Below are 14,679 nucleotides of genomic sequence, written 5' to 3'. Positions count from 1 at the left end.
TTTACACAACTACATTGCTAAACTCTCAAGCGCCCATTTGCCTGACTGGCGGTCATATCGGACATCCGCCGAATATGTTGTCCTTAGCATCGCGCCGAATGAGTTCTGCGAATCCACATACCCAATCACCGTAAACTTGCACTCACCTGACTTAGGTATCTTGACATCAGAGAACGACGGGAATTCTGCGGTAGATGGAGCTACCAGTTTGGCCTTTACAAAATTTTGAGATATCACATAGGCCATTATCGTGTCACTGCACATGGCCTTGTCTCGGTCGCGCCTTTCATCAATAGCAGCCACGTATCGGTCTGCTGCCGTCTCTTTCTCGGGCGGATCGCCTATCCAAGCAGTGCCAGCGACTAAAGAGAAAGCAACCAGTGCAATTCCAATTAAAAATTGATGCTGTGGCTTAAATCTTGAGGCGAACTTTGGAAATATTCGTGGCAGCAAAAGTACACCACAAACCAAGGTAATCAAGCCCCCAGGTCCAGTATTTGTGGCCATAAATGCCAGCCCGGCCACAATCAGAACCAAGCCGGACAACGCTCCAATCAGTTGCCCCAAGCTGGAAACCAATCTACTCATCACCTATCTCCCTTTATGCATGAGGAGATATTAACCAACGCAGAAAACCCGCGCTAGACAACGCTAAGCCCTGGCGGCCAGAACCCGATCATGCCAAGCCAGCGCCTCTTCCATTTCAGCCTTGCTAGGAGCTTTTGCGCCAGGCGAATCATTCTGCGATGGCGGAAACTTCGCACGCAGCGCCCCCACTAAGCCGGTCATGGTCATCTGCCAGGCGTCCCGCTCAGAAACCCCAAGATGCGCCATAGCCATAGCGACATGAGAACGAGCATTAAACTCTTGCACATACTCCGGCTCTTGATCGGCTGGCCGGGGCAGTTCAGGCAACGAGCCCGTAATGCCATGCTTAAGCAGGCAGCGCGCCAGCAGCACAACGGCATCAGACCCAACTAGCCCTGGCGCGTATGTCAGCTTGTCACCCTCAGCCGAAACACAGCCAAACAGGTCGGACAAATCCTCATCCGAGCAGGCCAGCACCACCGCCAGCGCATCCACCAGACTTGGGGCCTCGCCCATCACTGCGGCAAACAACTCCACAATCTCCCGAGGCTCGCCGAGTTGCGACATCGCGTAGAGCGACGGGCGCAGGATATGCACCCGCTCGCCTACGTGGACGCCGACCTCACCGACATCCGTAAGGATCATCATGCGGTCACCGTAACGGCGCACTCTCCCTTCTTAGCCGAGTCTGCCGTGCTGGTTGCTGTGATAGTGGCGGTACCGGCTACTACGGCAGTGACCAGCCCCGTCTGGGAGACTGTCGCTGTGTCAGTGTCCGAGGACGACCAAATCACGCCTTGGGCCGCGCCGGTGGGCGTGATCGCTGCAGTCAACTGTCGGGTAGCACCCTCGACAATACTGGCAGTAGCCGGAGTAACGACCACAGTATCCACAGCTGGAGCGTCAGGATCTGGCGTATCTTCCACCATCAAGCCGAAGTCACTGGCAGTCGCACTGGCCTCAAACGAGTAGGTGGCTACATCGTCATAAGGCGCAGAGCGCGACATGTTCGTCACAATCGAGAAGAAGGTGAACGTCAGATCGGGGAACGTCAGGCGGATCCAAGCCACTGGCTCGCCGCCCGTTGCTTCTGGCTTAATGACGTGCTTGGTCAGCGCGATCAAGGCAGCAGCGCCAGTGCCCGCAACCTTCAGTACACCGTCGCCAGATACGCTCAAGGTCTGGAACGCAGCCAGGTTCTCACGCAATGCGCCAATGGAGTCGTCTGCCGTCGCATCGGTGGTTTCCCATTCGATAGTCAGCTCTTTGGCGCGCATGGCACCCAGGCGTTTCCAGTCTGCCGCGGCGGGCATCTGGTCGCCACAACCGATGGCGTATTCCAAAATGGCCGTGCGGCCGACAAATTTCTGATTCTTGCAGGTAGCCATTAGGCCCTCCTAAATAATGATCTCAAAATCAACATGAGCCCAAGCCCGGTTTTCTGTGGTGAACCCCGGGCCGACTGGCTCGGTAATTGCTCGGATACTGGCGGCCCCGCATGGGAAGGCATCGCCCATAGCTGCCTGTAGCAACGCTTCGATGTCTGCCATGACCTTCTGCGCATCGCTGCGCTCGTTGCGCTTACCCAGCAGTACCACGCGAAAACGTGGATAGCGGGTTTCAACGACGGGCCCAGATCCGCCTGTTTGCTGGACAATGCAGTAGCGGCTGGCGGCATCCTCGGGCCTGGATGACTCCACCCAGGAGAACATCGCCAAATAATCTGCCGGCAGAGCCGCTACCACCCAGTTACGAACGTCGATCAAAAGCACGGTATGCGTTCCTTAAAATGCGCGGCACGTCTGCAGCGATCTGGTCGAAGCCCGCCGTCAAAAAGTGAGGTTCGCCGTCCGGGTCCCAATACTGGCCCCGGTTTCCGGGACGGTCTTGGCCTTTAAGCACACCAGGCGCAGAATGAACAGCAGCGGCATACTCGGCGCTGTAGCCGTTTCGGCCTGTCACCTTGTCGCCGTCAGCTTTGATTTCCACGAAATGACTGTTGATCAACGTGCTGGTATCCACCGGCGTCATCGTGGCTGCAGCCGCGCCCCCTTGGGACAGGACCGCGTACACGGCAGCCTCTGTCCTGCGCCCTTGGATCTCAGCCTGGAGCTTGCGCATATTGTTCTTGACCTGCTTGATTCCTCGGACTGCCATCACGTCACCAGTAGAAAGTCAGGCTCTTCGTCGAAAAAAGACATATCCCAGCCTGTTACTGCTCGGATTTCCTGCCATTCAGTCGAGCCATTGAGTTGAATCAGGTCCAGAAAGCGAGGGCGTTTGTCTTCGGTGTAGATCTGATTGCGCGTGACGAACTCCGCGCCCAGCGAATCACGCATCTGCTCTGACTTGGCGGCCCAGGTGCAGGCAATCTCGTAAGGCTCGCCGTATTTGCTGCCGCCCCACTCGTCCGTGCCTATATAGGGCTTCACAGTGGCGGTGTTGGTGTAGCTCCAATTGGCTGTCTCGCTCATCAGAGCCCCCCCGGAATAACAATTCCCTTTGGCAATCCACAGGCCGCCATGGGCCTGGACTGTAGGATCAGGAGGAATCAGCCCGGTGACGCAGCCATGCTTATCGAGGCCGCGCAGCAACCCAAGCATCCCGCGCCACCGGTCTGCAAAGCTTTGGTATCGGAAGGAACGGGACGCGCCGCTCGGGGCTGTTTGGCTACTGATGTACTTATCGCCCTGTCCGTAAGCCATGAGGGCCAACAGATAGGACTGGATCAGCAGCGCTACCGCTGGCGTGTAATGCTCGTCCAAGCACCCCTGGATGCTATTCACCAGTTCAATCCAGGCGGCCAAGATGAAATCAGGGACTTTGCTAATCCCTTGACTGGCCAGATATTGCTGGGCTTGCTCAGCGGTGATCATGTAACCCCCAAAAAAAGAAAACCCGGCGCTTGGCCGGGTCAGTTAAGTGTTAGGGATGGCTGGATTTCATGCTCCAGGCGTTCGCGCCGCTTTTGCAGCTCAGGGATGGCTCGTTTGCGCTCCAGCATCAGGCGGGAGCCGAACGAAGCGCGTACTTGCGTAGATACCTCTTCTGCAATCAGCGCTTGAAGCTGCCGATAGGCTCCCATAGCATTGGTCTGCGCCTGATCGTATGCACGAATTACTTTCAAGCAGAACGCAGGGCTGATCCACATTGCGTAGGCGTAAACAAGCTCCTTGCATACATACGTGCCACGCAATGGCCCGCCATTAACGACGTGAAATGCACTGCGCTGATCTGCGCACTGAATTTCCTTGGCAAGCGACTTGGTGGCGTCCAGCCGCATAAACTGCCCAGGCCGGTGCTTAGGGCTGCCACCGGATGCACGGTGCAGGTCGTTCAAGCTATACCGGCCGTCTCCATCCTGCTGAATAACTGTATCGATGATTGTCAGCGAACTCATTTCGTTCTCCGAAAAGAAAAGGGCCGCCCGCAATGGGCAGCCCCGGACTTTTCAAAGCTCTTCCACCCTCTCGGGCTCGGCATCTACCGATTTAAGGTTGCTTGGAAGCGTCTGCCCGAATGAACGGGCGTAAAAAACCGCCTGGATGGCGGTTACTTGGCTTTCGTCTGCTTACTGCCCGCGTCTGGCGTTGCTGGCGTTAGTTCCCCGGCCTTTTGCTGTGCGTCCAGCTTGATACGCTCAGCTTCGACAGTTGCTTCACTGATAATGCGGTCCGCCTCGGCCTGGGCCTCTTGCTTGGCTTCCTCCACGCGTTGCGCCAGTTCGGTTTGGGCACGTTCGCGCATCGCATCAATCTCCGCCTGGGCCTGCTTCAGTAGATCGCCGGCCTCATCGGAGGCTGGAGCCACTTGAGTCAACGGGATGACGTTGGCCTTGAGAGATGGGTGCACCTTCTCCATCTCTACTACCTGACCAACGGTTACCCCGTGCCAAGCACGAACGACTTGATATTTAGCCATTCCCATCTCCTTAGTCCAGGTCAGCGCCGTACAGCACGCCGGACTTACCATCGCCGTCGCGCTTGATCTGCAAGCCCATGGCCGACATGATCTGGAAGTTGTGGTTGTCCTGCGGGCGCAGGCGCAGCAGGGGCACAGTGCCTACTGCCATCCCAACCAGAGGGGAGACCACATCTTGGCGGCGCTGGTAAGCGATGAACTCGTTGTCCTTCAGAGCAAACGTCTGGCGGATAGACCGAGCGGGGATGAAGCTCTTGACTGCATCCAACACGGAGCCAGCAACAGTGCCACCACCGGTACCCAGCTGAATCAGGTACGGCTGCGACAGATTTCCCCAGATCTCGGGCGATACCCACAACACATCGTAGGCCTCGACCTTGTTGTTGCGCGCTGCTTGAGCAAATGCGCCCTTGGTGAAGAACTCGATGATCTGCTGCGGCGTGGCCGTAGTCAGGTCGATATTCGCGCCACCGGCACCGCTGCCCAGGTTCAGCTTGACCGTATTGCGGTGGTTCTTCAGACCTTGGCCGGGTTTACCATCCACTCGGATTCGCTCGGAGCCGCTCAACACATAGCTGACGATGCTCTTGTAGAACTTACGCAGCTTGGCGGCTTGGGAATCCAGCACCAGGTCGATGCCAACGGTACGCAGGCCTGCGTCGTGCCGCCAGTTCACGCCGTAACCTGCCGTGAAGATTGGCACCGGGTCGCCGTCGTTGTCGTATTCGGTGTGATCGAACGAGTACGGCGCCTGGCCGTCAATGCTGATCGACACATCGTCAGCGATATCGCCAGCGATATTGTACGACTTCACGGTCTTGCCGATGTCCAGCACCGTTTGCACGGCCAGCAGGTCATTGACAATTTCCATGCCGGTTTCTTGGTCACGGTAAGAGACGATCTGATTATCCACCTCCTGCCAAAACTCACGGCCCAGACCTGCTAGTGCGTTGGCCTGCAGCATTTCCGGCGTCATCACGGCACGGTTTGCTGCCAGCAACGCCGCGTCTTGGTTGTTCCAGATATTGCGATTGGCTTGCAACGCCTGGAGGTGACCCATCAAGCGTGGGTGAGCGGAGATTGCCGCTTGGGTAAAAAACATGTGTTTCTCCTTTAAGGGGCGACAGTGCCGACACGCATGCGCACGCGGATAAAGTCAGCGGCGGTCAGCGTCACTTCGTCTTGGCTGTAGCCAATCACGGTGTCGGTATCGTCGGTAGCCAAAGCGCCCTGGCCGTTCGTACCGATCTTGATGGGCGAATCCTTTTTATAGGCACCAGCAGGACACAGGACAGCCAGTTCGCGGCCTTCTTCGACGTAATCGCCCACGGCGGAATCACCAGCGGGGACTGCATCGCGAATGTTCAGGCCTTGGTGATAGGCGCAGTTGATGACGTAAACGCGACCGACGGCGGCAGCGGCCTGGGCGAACTTGTCATCGGCATCAATGACGGTGAACGTGCCAGGCAGCAGCGCAGTGGCGGCTACACGGGTTTCAGTGATGGACTTGCCATCGATATTCACACGGCGGTATCGGCTCATGTCTTACTCCTTGGGCAGCGCAGTGACATCAGCGGTCAGCGCGTTGCTGTTGGTTTCGATATGACCGGCACCCAGCGGTGCAGCGGTGCCCAGGGACTTGTGCATGGCATCCAGGGCTTCACCGGACAACGCGTTGGCCACAATGTCACCGTGCACAGCAGCCACGGCTTTGCGCTTGTCGGCTTCTTCGGCCTTGGCGTTTGCGGTCAGCGTGTCGGACAACGCCTGATGATTGGCCTGCAGTGCCGTCACGGCATCGGAAACCGGCTTGATGGCGTCGGCCACGGCTTGGCCAATATTGGCAGTTACGGCTTTACTGATATCGCTGGTCAGCTCGGCCTTTTCTTCGGGAGTCAGAGGCATTTCGCCCTCCTTGTTGTTGACTGCAGGCCGGGCCTGCGGGGTAAAAATCTTCTGTGCGCCTTTCTTGATGCTGTTGGCGACTACTGCCACCCAGGACTCTTGGCGCACAACAGCCGCGCCGGTGTCGTCAAAGACGATCTTCCCGGCCTCAGTCTTGTATCCATAAACCTCAGCGGCTCCACCGTTGCGCACGATGATGGCTTGGCTGTCCGTGAAGTCGGCAACCCAGGCATATTCGTCAGTGCCTTGAGCAAATCGCTCTTTGGCGGCTCGGTCCAGGCGTTGCTCACGCTCTCGAAACGACTCACCCACCAACGCGCCAGAATTGGCTTGCAAGGGCTTGGCCTGATCAGCATTGACCATGAGGCCAACGCCCTGCTCTGGCGTGGCCGCCCCCACCTCATCCATGAGGATGGCGTCGTGGTCCATGCTCTTGATCTTGGCAACCCAGTCCGCCCCGGCCGCTTTCTGTTCTTCGTTCGCCTCCAGGCGATCCAGGAACACCGCCACGCTGGTGTGGATCGGCGGCACATCGTCGCCACGCTCCAGAGCTTCCACGCGCTCAAGCAAGGCTCGGCCTTCCTCGGTGCGCTGCGCAACCTCTACATCCACCCATTTTTCAAGATAGACGCGGTTGCCGGATTTCTTCACGTTCCGGTTAAAAGCACCTACGTGCCCGACATTGATCCCCTCGGGACTGAATGCCGACACGAACTGACCATCCACTTGCGGATGGCCCAGCGGTGCTAGTGTTCCTTCCAGCCCCTGATAGTGGGCGTCGATCTCGCTGGCCGGGTACAAGCCGCCGTTCATAACCACGTTGGCAGGCAGCGTGTAGCTGGGCAGAACCCAATGCTCACGGTTGTTATGCGTCACTTTGCGGATCTGCTGGCTGTTGACCTGCGTGGTCACGTTGACCTGCATCGGCCCGCTATTCTGTGTCTGACCAGGCATAGCCTCGTTTCTCCATATTGGTTTTTGCTTGCTTCGCACGCTGAATGATCGAAGGCACAACCGGTTTCCCATCGTCATCGACCATCACACTCACTGTTGTGCACTTGCAATTCACACTGTTCCCGTTCTGGCTCCACCAGTCCTGAACCTGGTCCCGCGTGAATAGCTTCCCGTGCCGGGCTGCGTGCGTAGCCCTGGTCGTGGGACTCAGCGCAGATAGATGCAGTTCTTTAGTTTGCAGGCCGTAGTCCTGCTCGGCATCGCTGGCCTCGTCCCACTTGGCACGCCGTAGCGCCGTGGTGATTTCAGTGCGTGCAACCCGATGCGCCCGCCGTGTCTCAATACCGGCCTGGGCGGTCAGGTTCTTTGCCACCTCTCGGGGATTCAAGCCGCGCCCTATCCCCTCAGTCAGCACCCGAGTCATGTTTGACTTCACGTCACCGACGACACCCTTCATTTCCTCCGCCACCCGGGCGCTGAGTAAGGCCATGCGGCGGCGATGTGGCTCACTGCGCAAAATCTCCTGCAGAGAAATTCGCCCGCCCCTGTAAGCTGCGGACTGCTGAGACAGATTGGCGAACACCTGGGCCGTGCCACGTGTAGCGGCTACCTCCACGTACCGGTCAAAGAGCCAGATATTCTCGTCGCCCCCTTCCAGTAGGATCTCAGCAACAATGGCGTCCAGCCTGGCCAGCAAGGTGCGCAGCAAATACGTGTCGAGTCGGAACTGGTAGCGCCGGTTAACCACTGGCTCAGCTGGTATTTCATCCAGCGCAGCGCGGTAAGCCTTGGCTACCTTCTTGATGCGCACATTGAAATCACGCATTGCGCGTCGTTCCAGCGTGTCCACGCCAGTCGGGTCACGCAGGTCACGGGGCAGGATCGGTGGTTTCGGTTTCGTCGCCATCCTCGTCCTCTTCCTCGCCTTCCTCTAACGGCTCGCTGTCTTTAGGGTCAAAGCCACCAGCAACTCGTATCTCGTCGTTGCTGAACACTTCCTCACCCGTCGCCAAAGCGGTCTGGTTGATCGTGCTCATCTTCGCAGCGTTATCCAGCCGCTCGGCAAAGGTCTGCTCTGTGAGGTCATCCCACATCACTATCTTCTCGCCCGTGGCATCCAGCACGCCGATACGCACCAAGTGATCAACCAGATCCTCGATCTCGAAAGACAGATCCATACGGCGTGACTGGCAACGCGCATAGAAGAACTTCAGGTCTTCGGTGCTGGCCCGCTCCCCCTGTTGATTGCCCACCAGTACGCGGCTAGGAATATCCAGGCCGGCTGAAATGGTCTGCAGGTTGATGTTGTAGGTTGGCCCGGGGTCTGGAACCGCTGAAACTAACGGCGTGACCGTTGCGCCCTGTGTCGGCAGCAGCACATCATTGCCTCGGTTTACTTCTTTTGCGGCCTCGTTGAACCGCTCCTGCAATTCGTCAACCGAAACGCCATACATCGCTGCAAGGTTTTTAAAGTCAATCTCTTTGTCGAAATTGATGTTGAGCTGACGGGCTGCGTTCTTTAAGAACGACTCACCCGAGCCGCCCTCCACCTTTTCCAGTGACACGAAGTTGTTATAGACAGGCTCGAGAAAACCGATGGCGTCACCGGAGTAGTCGCCCAGGATGAACACGCGGTCAGGGTGAATCTTGATGTTCCGCCCAGGCTGCCCATTTGTGCTCTGCTCTACATAGCTCCAGTACTTGGGCTTGCCGTAATCCTCTGACGACAGATCGGTATTCCACTCTGATACACGTAGCGTTGCAGCCCAGACCGGCACAACATCGACAAGGGCCTTGGCGCCGCCCTTCACCGGCTCATGCCACTTGCCACTATCCTTGACCCGCAAGACAAGGCCAGAGTAACGGCCCACCAAGCGCCGGGCGTCAGCCTCACGAAACCGACGCCACAACCGGGCCGTCAGCACTCGCTTTGTTTTCGTTTCCCAGTCCGTCTCTTTGCGGGACTCGTCTTCTTCGTCACCCTGAATTACCCCAGGATTCGTTTTCCAGCAAGTCCCGGCCAGCTTCTCTACCGCGCCACTGGCCAAACCATTGCGGCGATAAAGCTTGTAGAAGTCATGGAAGTCCAGGTTCTGCTTAAAGCCGTACTCACACCAGGCAGCAACCCGCTTATCGTCCAGTCCCATGCCCAAAGGATTGAGCAGGTTCATGCGGGCACGCGCCAACGCGGCGTCATGCATAGCATGATTCACCGCCAGTTGTAGATTGCTTACCGTCATGTCGTAATCCGCTTAAGTATCCCGTTCATGCCTTCGCTGAAATAGCCCAGGCGCTCCGGATGGTCGACCAGCTCGACGCTGGACATCTCCGGATCACGCCACAAGCGCTTTTCATGTACAGGCGACCGATCAGCCGCCAATTGCCGCGCACAGGACATGCAGCGCGCACGGATAACCAGCGAAACGCTGCCGTCTCGCGCTGAAACATTGAAAATTGCCATTTATCTGCCTTGAAGTAGGCGCTTTGGAATCATCAAGCCCATGGCTGCGTTGCGCTGTTTGATCAGCGGGCCAAGCGCATACCGGGTTGCATCGATGTAGTGGTTGTTCTTATCCACGATGTCGGCCAGAACATCGCCTGTCAGTCGGTCCACCTTGTAGCTGTACGTCCTGGCCTCATGCAGAAACTTAGTGCAGCGCGGGTGGATGACGATTTCCTTGTAGCTGCGCAGGTGGGCAATGCCGTCCTCAACGCTGCCCTTCCATTTCTCCACACCCTCAATGCGTGGTATGGCCGGACGTATCCCGCCGCCGGTGCTCTTGACGTGGCTGATCGTCTCAGGCCGTGCTGAGTCTGCCCGAACTGTGTGTTGCTCAATGCCCGGCAAGCGCTCAATCATGAACTTGGCAATGTCGTCGTTTTCCAGGCCGACCTTGCCAGCCTCGTACTCGACATACAGGCGCTGATCGTGGATGCCCAGCCGGACGCCCGCCGTCGGATCTTGCGAGAATCCCCAGTCAATCCCGAAATACGGTCCGTCGAACTGGTCAAACTCAAATTCAGCCACCCGGTATTTGCCAGACAGAATCTGCGCTTCACTGTTCTCGCGGTATGCGCCATCCCAGATCCAGGCATACGTCTGGTCGTCCAGGCGCTCCCGATCAGATAGGCGCTCTTGATCCAGCACCGCCGGGAACCATGGGTTGTCCGTGTAGTTCAGCTCAGCAATCTTGGACTCGGGCGGCGGAGTCTTGCGATATCGCTTGTCGGTCGGGCTTCCGTCTTTCTCCGGGTTCCAGGTGACCCAGATCTCTGACCCAGCTTCGCGCACGGTCGGCGCCAGCTTCTGCCAGGCCACCTCGCTGACGTTCTCAGCCTCATCAACCCAGGCGATCAGGATGCGAGCCTTGGACTTGATGCTGTCCAGATTGTGGCGCAGGCCAGCGAACACATACGACACGCGCCGATTCTTGGTACGGATGAACTTTTCGCCAATATCGAAGTACGCATCCAGCCAAGGTATCGCCCGGATCGCCTGCTTGATTTCCTCCATCGAGGACTCTTCCAGGCTGTTCATGTACTCGCGGGCACTCAAGATCACCCCCGATACACCGGCCTCAGCGAACATATACGCCCGCACCGCAGTCATCAGCGCAAAGCTGCGCGTCTTGGCAGACCCCCGCCCGCCGTGTGCGCCCCTGTATCGGGCCTGTCCACTGAATACCGGAATCAGCTTGGGCGGCAGTTCAATCCTTGCTTTCGACATTGGGAGCCACCAACTCAATCACCGTGGGCGACGTGGGGATCGGGCCGCCATTGGGGCCGCTGTGCTCGATCACCTGCTTATCCAGGCCCAGCAGCTTTGCCTTGCCCATCGTTGCGGCTACCGCAGCAGAGGACTGAGCGGTCTCAGCCGTCAATGCTGCCAGCCTAGCTTGTTCCAGCTCGGCCAGAAGATCATCCACGGTCAGCTTGTGGCGATCAGCATGGCCAGCCTGCAATTCGTTAATCCTTGCCGTGATCTTGCCGTGATCCAAAAGCTCCTTGGCTTTTCGATTCACGGAGTCCGGCTTCATCTTCTCGGCATTGTAAGAACGCCGGTATGCTTCGGAAGCATTGCCCGTCTCAACATAAGCAAGGGCGAAGGCCTCCTGCTTTGGAGTCAGGGGCATAATAATCAGTCGATAGTAGAAATCTCGGGCGGATGTATACCGCCGTTACATGGAAACACAGGCGTGACTACAGAAAATCAGATTGAAGAGCAAGACCCTTGGCACGATGACGTGCTGGAAAGGAAAGCCCTCGGCAGGATCTTAGAAGATCATTTAATAAATAGATTCTCTGCTGGCAACCATGCCCCGCTATCATTAGCACTCGATGGCCGATGGGGGACAGGAAAAACGTTTTTCGTTGAGCGGTGGACGAAACAGCTAATCAGCAATGGCCGATTCGTCATCAGCTTCAATGCTTGGCAGCACGACGGCGCTCCTGAGCCATCGTTAGCGCTAATCGGCGAGCTACGGCGGCAGCTCCAGGAGTTGAGCCAGCACGTCATATCTCAGAAAGCCACCTCTGAGGCAATAGAAGCAAAAATAAAAACAACCATCGCAAGCGCCAAAAAAGCTATCAAACCGATGCTCATCGTTGCCGCAAGCGGTTTTTTGAAACGAACAATAGGCTCCTCTTTATCTGACTTCTCAGCAACCCTCTCTGAGGATGATCAAGAGCCCATTGCTGATAGCGATACGAAAATCTTGGATAAGGCTCTCGACACCTATCTAGATCAAATGCTGTCTGATTATGAGCTTCATCAAGCGTCTATCTCAAAGTTCCGCGACGATCTAGCATCTTTGGCTCGCTCAATCTCAGACGCTAGAACGTTAGATAATGAGCCAATTGGACCTGTAATTATCATCATTGATGAACTCGACCGATGTCGGCCCAACTTTGCCGTTCAGCTTTTAGAGGGAATCAAGCATCTTTTCAGCGTAGATAACGTCTGCTTCGTGTTTGCCACAAACTTAGCTCAGCTAACAGCATCCATTCAAGTTGTGTATGGTGCAAATTTTAGTGGACGGGAATACCTAGGCAGATTTTTTGATCGAGAGCTGACATTGCCGAGTCTGTCAGAAAGCAGTTTCTCCAAGCTCCTGTGTCAGAGACCATTGCCTGAAAATATTTCGATGGGTAGATATAGAATCGATGGACCTGATTTGGACGACCCGAAGGCGGAATACTGGCTCGCGCTCTCTCGCGCAATGGGTCTAACCCTACGTCAGCAAGAGCAGGCTTTCGCAATCTTTCAAACAAGCTGTCAAGCATATCCTCTAAGAATCCCGCTTCCTGGGGCTTGGCTGATGTTTTTAACCCAACTTAAATCTGCAAAACCAGATATCTTCAGTAAGATCCACTGGATGCCAAGAGGAGAAAGTAATACCAAAGAATTCCGAGCGCTGCTTTCATCAATGAACTGGGAAGTTAAATTAATCTCAAATTCTTTACCATATCCATCTTCCCAAGAAGCGCCTAAACATCTCATCTCGCTCTTAACGGATTACTTCAAATATTCTAAAATGAGTCGCAATCCAGCCAGGATTGAACTCCAGAAAGACAGTAGCACCTTTTCAGAAGGTATCGATGAATATCTCTTCTCTTTTAAACCCGGAAGCCCCACCACCGTGCTTGAATCCACGTTCGAAGTAGTGTCAACAGCCGGTATGTTCTCCTACTAATGGAAATAAAGCCCGCCGATCTTTCGATGGGCGGACCTACTCAAAACCTATGGGCACAGTTGTGCTTGCTGATATTGTCCCGGTTTACGTCCCGGTTTGCCATAAGTTCATGTCCCGGTTTCCATTGATACAGGGCGGAGCCGCCATTCATTACCCCAATCCGGGTTGAGCTGACCTGCCCGCTTTCTTCCAGGCTATCCAGAACACGGCGCACCCCTTTGCGAACGCGCTCCCACTCTTTGGGGCTTCCGGGGTGGCGATCAGCTACATGGCGCACGATCTGGATCATTTTGAACGCACGCCCTGGATGCGCGCCCAGCAAACCGATAACCTCGCTCGCGTACTTCACCGCACCTTCCTCCACACCAATTCTTTAAACATCCCCAGGTACAGCTTGTATTCCGGCTCCTGAATCCACACCCCGGTCACGTCCTTAATCCACCGCTGGGCCTTCTCGCGTCGCTGGCGGGCCGGCAGCCCCCGAAAGAAGCCATGGCGCTGCGGATACTCAGCAATGATGATCATCTGTTCATGATGCGGCAGCGTCTTATGCAGGCGGTCGACCTGCTCGGCCTGCTCCGGCAAAATGACCGGTTTAAGCGCTTCCTCGTCGTCGCAATGCGGCACCACATCCAACATGTTCCCCACGCGTTCGCCGGATGCGCACCAGCGAGCCCAGTTCCACAGGATCGAATCAGCGTCGTACCGTTGCATTCCTCTTCTCCCCGAAAAGCTCTTTCAATCCTTCCCGCGCTCGTTCCCGTTTTGCTTCTGGCAGCCGTGCTTCGTGCTCCTGACGCTTCCGGCGCACGAAATCAACATGCTTCGATGGGTCTTGGTACATCCAGCTTGGGTATGACATATCAAACCTCCCTCACCGAAATGCCGTGGACCTGCAATAGCAATTTCCGCTTGATGATGTAGTCCCGCGTACGCATGCCCTTGGCGTCCTCGATTACGGTCTGGCCGGTAGCGGAATCTGTATAGCGGAAGTCCGCCACGTACTCACATGCCCGCTCGGGCTTGCCGTCATCGCGGCGCTGCTTGGGGATCAGCTCGAAACGCGGCTGCAGTTCCAGGCCCGTAATCTGCCCTGCCCTCTGCAGCAATTGGAGTTGGCTGTATCGCATGGCTTCCCTCTTGGAATCGAAGGTGTAGCCGTCCAGCGTGACTTTGCGGTTTCCGTACTTGCTCTTCATGCGGCCTCCGAAAGCTGCGCGGTTATTAGTTTTCTCATACACTGAAGCACACCGCTTTTTTTATGTAGAGGCCCCATGACTGACTCCAAAGAGCTGAAGACGCACGATGCTTTTGATGATTTATCTTTAACCCGCCATCCCCCTTCCTTGTCTGAGGTAATGAAAGGGTTTTCTATTAAAGAAATCGAGGAAACAATTTCCTTGGCACTAACTGATCTCGTGAAAGAGACTGTCTCAGTAAGAATCCAAAAATTAGAATTCGGCACTGGGAGCATGTTCAAAGATATTTCAATTTCAGACATGACTATCCGCCGCGGCTCACGTTAGCCCTATAGCTAGGCCAGTCGAAAACAATCTGCCTGCCCCCGCCCTCGCGCAATCGATCGACAGCACGCTCGCCCATGTATGCTTTTAAGCCC

Annotated in this window: 21 protein-coding genes; 2 read left to right on the top strand and 19 right to left on the bottom strand. The window is 56.2% G+C overall.

The annotated features are described in order from the left end of the window. Positions 1–9: 9 nt before the first annotated feature. The 16 genes from NBV64_RS09150 to NBV64_RS09075 all read right to left on the bottom strand — a co-directional run bounded on the left by NBV64_RS09150 (position 10) and on the right by NBV64_RS09075 (position 11,501). On the bottom strand, positions 10–588 hold the full coding sequence (locus NBV64_RS09150; RefSeq protein WP_250757162.1) for a hypothetical protein: 579 nt from the start codon (positions 586–588) through the stop codon (positions 10–12). Positions 589–651: 63 nt separating this feature from the next. Further along, a complete protein-coding gene (locus NBV64_RS09145; RefSeq protein ID WP_250757161.1) occupies positions 652–1,236 on the bottom strand; it encodes a DUF6246 family protein in 585 nt (194 codons plus the stop codon). Continuing rightward, a complete protein-coding gene (locus NBV64_RS09140) occupies positions 1,233–1,976 on the bottom strand; it encodes a phage tail protein (protein WP_250757160.1) in 744 nt (247 codons plus the stop codon). Before NBV64_RS09140 ends, NBV64_RS09145 begins: the two co-directional genes overlap by 4 nt. 9 nt (positions 1,977–1,985) lie before the next feature. After that, positions 1,986–2,360: a phage tail termination protein gene (locus tag NBV64_RS09135; protein ID WP_250757159.1), complete on the bottom strand. Its 375-nt coding sequence runs from the start codon at positions 2,358–2,360 to the stop codon at positions 1,986–1,988. Further along, positions 2,338–2,745 (bottom strand): hypothetical protein, encoded by a 408-nt coding sequence (locus NBV64_RS09130; RefSeq protein ID WP_250757158.1) that lies wholly within the window; start codon positions 2,743–2,745, stop codon positions 2,338–2,340. Before NBV64_RS09130 ends, NBV64_RS09135 begins: the two co-directional genes overlap by 23 nt. Further along, the gene (locus NBV64_RS09125; protein ID WP_250757157.1) at positions 2,745–3,464 is read right to left on the bottom strand and encodes a DUF7370 family protein; all 720 of its coding nucleotides are present in this window, start codon (positions 3,462–3,464) and stop codon (positions 2,745–2,747) included. Before NBV64_RS09125 ends, NBV64_RS09130 begins: the two co-directional genes overlap by 1 nt. A gap of 38 nt (positions 3,465–3,502) precedes the next feature. Then, entirely contained in the window at positions 3,503–3,988 is a 486-nt protein-coding gene (locus tag NBV64_RS09120) for a KilA-N domain-containing protein (protein ID WP_250757156.1), read from the bottom strand. Between the two features lie 152 nt (positions 3,989–4,140). Further along, positions 4,141–4,509, bottom strand: coding sequence for a hypothetical protein (locus NBV64_RS09115; protein ID WP_250757155.1), 369 nt, complete (start codon positions 4,507–4,509; stop codon positions 4,141–4,143). Between the two features lie 10 nt (positions 4,510–4,519). After that, positions 4,520–5,611 carry a major capsid protein gene (locus NBV64_RS09110; protein ID WP_250757154.1) on the bottom strand — a complete coding sequence of 364 codons (1,092 nt, stop codon included), beginning with the start codon at positions 5,609–5,611 and terminating at the stop codon, positions 4,520–4,522. A gap of 11 nt (positions 5,612–5,622) precedes the next feature. Further along, the gene (locus NBV64_RS09105; RefSeq protein ID WP_250757153.1) at positions 5,623–6,051 is read right to left on the bottom strand and encodes a gp53 minor capsid family protein; all 429 of its coding nucleotides are present in this window, start codon (positions 6,049–6,051) and stop codon (positions 5,623–5,625) included. A gap of 3 nt (positions 6,052–6,054) precedes the next feature. Further along, positions 6,055–7,368 carry a hypothetical protein gene (locus tag NBV64_RS09100; RefSeq protein WP_250757152.1) on the bottom strand — a complete coding sequence of 438 codons (1,314 nt, stop codon included), beginning with the start codon at positions 7,366–7,368 and terminating at the stop codon, positions 6,055–6,057. Beyond that, complete coding sequence (locus NBV64_RS09095) at positions 7,346–8,275, bottom strand: phage minor head protein (RefSeq protein ID WP_250757151.1); 930 nt, start codon at positions 8,273–8,275, stop codon at positions 7,346–7,348. Before NBV64_RS09095 ends, NBV64_RS09100 begins: the two co-directional genes overlap by 23 nt. Beyond that, positions 8,238–9,608, bottom strand: coding sequence for an anti-CBASS protein Acb1 family protein (locus tag NBV64_RS09090; RefSeq protein ID WP_250757150.1), 1,371 nt, complete (start codon positions 9,606–9,608; stop codon positions 8,238–8,240). The genes NBV64_RS09095 and NBV64_RS09090 overlap by 38 nt, the downstream gene beginning before the upstream one ends. Then, positions 9,605–9,829 carry a hypothetical protein gene (locus tag NBV64_RS09085; RefSeq protein WP_207307411.1) on the bottom strand — a complete coding sequence of 75 codons (225 nt, stop codon included), beginning with the start codon at positions 9,827–9,829 and terminating at the stop codon, positions 9,605–9,607. Before NBV64_RS09085 ends, NBV64_RS09090 begins: the two co-directional genes overlap by 4 nt. Next, complete coding sequence (locus tag NBV64_RS09080; RefSeq protein ID WP_250757149.1) at positions 9,830–11,095, bottom strand: PBSX family phage terminase large subunit; 1,266 nt, start codon at positions 11,093–11,095, stop codon at positions 9,830–9,832. Continuing rightward, entirely contained in the window at positions 11,076–11,501 is a 426-nt protein-coding gene (locus tag NBV64_RS09075; RefSeq protein ID WP_250757148.1) for a terminase small subunit, read from the bottom strand. The genes NBV64_RS09080 and NBV64_RS09075 overlap by 20 nt, the downstream gene beginning before the upstream one ends. Before the next feature lie 63 nt (positions 11,502–11,564). On the opposite strand from NBV64_RS09075, the gene NBV64_RS09070 reads away from it, so the two are divergent. Next, positions 11,565–13,061 carry a KAP family P-loop NTPase fold protein gene (locus NBV64_RS09070; protein ID WP_250757147.1) on the top strand — a complete coding sequence of 499 codons (1,497 nt, stop codon included), beginning with the start codon at positions 11,565–11,567 and terminating at the stop codon, positions 13,059–13,061. Positions 13,062–13,101: 40 nt separating this feature from the next. Here NBV64_RS09070 and NBV64_RS09065 read toward each other — a convergent pair whose 3' ends face one another. The 3 genes from NBV64_RS09065 to NBV64_RS09055 all read right to left on the bottom strand — a co-directional run bounded on the left by NBV64_RS09065 (position 13,102) and on the right by NBV64_RS09055 (position 14,302). Next, on the bottom strand, positions 13,102–13,410 hold the full coding sequence (locus NBV64_RS09065; RefSeq protein ID WP_250757146.1) for a hypothetical protein: 309 nt from the start codon (positions 13,408–13,410) through the stop codon (positions 13,102–13,104). Continuing rightward, entirely contained in the window at positions 13,407–13,775 is a 369-nt protein-coding gene (locus tag NBV64_RS09060; RefSeq protein WP_250757145.1) for a hypothetical protein, read from the bottom strand. The genes NBV64_RS09065 and NBV64_RS09060 overlap by 4 nt, the downstream gene beginning before the upstream one ends. A 149-nt stretch (positions 13,776–13,924) precedes the next feature. Beyond that, the gene (locus NBV64_RS09055; RefSeq protein WP_250757144.1) at positions 13,925–14,302 is read right to left on the bottom strand and encodes a DUF1064 domain-containing protein; all 378 of its coding nucleotides are present in this window, start codon (positions 14,300–14,302) and stop codon (positions 13,925–13,927) included. A 33-nt stretch (positions 14,303–14,335) separates the two neighbouring features. Here NBV64_RS09055 and NBV64_RS09050 point away from each other — a divergent pair, with 33 nt between their 5' ends. Continuing rightward, positions 14,336–14,587 carry a hypothetical protein gene (locus NBV64_RS09050; RefSeq protein ID WP_137430995.1) on the top strand — a complete coding sequence of 84 codons (252 nt, stop codon included), beginning with the start codon at positions 14,336–14,338 and terminating at the stop codon, positions 14,585–14,587. Positions 14,588–14,679 lie beyond the last annotated feature (92 nt).

It is taken from the genome of Alcaligenes sp. DN25 (assembly GCF_023674485.1).
GTDB classification, from domain to species: Bacteria; Pseudomonadota; Gammaproteobacteria; order Burkholderiales; family Burkholderiaceae_B; genus Alcaligenes; species Alcaligenes phenolicus.
The sequence above is the reverse complement of the archived record's forward strand: the minus strand, read 5'-3'. Positions and strand labels throughout refer to the sequence as shown.

Coding starts and splice junctions, on each gene's coding strand:
- NBV64_RS09095 (WP_250757151.1), bottom strand. CDS start 8,275: ATGGCGACGAAACCGAAACCACCGATCCTGCCCCGTGACCTGCGTGAC.
- NBV64_RS09125 (WP_250757157.1), bottom strand. CDS start 3,464: ATGATCACCGCTGAGCAAGCCCAGCAATATCTGGCCAGTCAAGGGATT.
- NBV64_RS09100 (WP_250757152.1), bottom strand. CDS start 7,368: ATGCCTGGTCAGACACAGAATAGCGGGCCGATGCAGGTCAACGTGACC.
- NBV64_RS09130 (WP_250757158.1), bottom strand. CDS start 2,745: ATGGCAGTCCGAGGAATCAAGCAGGTCAAGAACAATATGCGCAAGCTC.
- NBV64_RS09090 (WP_250757150.1), bottom strand. CDS start 9,608: ATGACGGTAAGCAATCTACAACTGGCGGTGAATCATGCTATGCATGAC.
- NBV64_RS09105 (WP_250757153.1), bottom strand. CDS start 6,051: ATGAGCCGATACCGCCGTGTGAATATCGATGGCAAGTCCATCACTGAA.
- NBV64_RS09080 (WP_250757149.1), bottom strand. CDS start 11,095: ATGTCGAAAGCAAGGATTGAACTGCCGCCCAAGCTGATTCCGGTATTC.
- NBV64_RS09085 (WP_207307411.1), bottom strand. CDS start 9,829: ATGGCAATTTTCAATGTTTCAGCGCGAGACGGCAGCGTTTCGCTGGTT.
- NBV64_RS09145 (WP_250757161.1), bottom strand. CDS start 1,236: ATGATGATCCTTACGGATGTCGGTGAGGTCGGCGTCCACGTAGGCGAG.
- NBV64_RS09115 (WP_250757155.1), bottom strand. CDS start 4,509: ATGGCTAAATATCAAGTCGTTCGTGCTTGGCACGGGGTAACCGTTGGT.
- NBV64_RS09140 (WP_250757160.1), bottom strand. CDS start 1,976: ATGGCTACCTGCAAGAATCAGAAATTTGTCGGCCGCACGGCCATTTTG.
- NBV64_RS09120 (WP_250757156.1), bottom strand. CDS start 3,988: ATGAGTTCGCTGACAATCATCGATACAGTTATTCAGCAGGATGGAGAC.
- NBV64_RS09060 (WP_250757145.1), bottom strand. CDS start 13,775: ATGCAACGGTACGACGCTGATTCGATCCTGTGGAACTGGGCTCGCTGG.
- NBV64_RS09075 (WP_250757148.1), bottom strand. CDS start 11,501: ATGCCCCTGACTCCAAAGCAGGAGGCCTTCGCCCTTGCTTATGTTGAG.
- NBV64_RS09110 (WP_250757154.1), bottom strand. CDS start 5,611: ATGTTTTTTACCCAAGCGGCAATCTCCGCTCACCCACGCTTGATGGGT.
- NBV64_RS09050 (WP_137430995.1), top strand. CDS start 14,336: ATGACTGACTCCAAAGAGCTGAAGACGCACGATGCTTTTGATGATTTA.
- NBV64_RS09150 (WP_250757162.1), bottom strand. CDS start 588: ATGAGTAGATTGGTTTCCAGCTTGGGGCAACTGATTGGAGCGTTGTCC.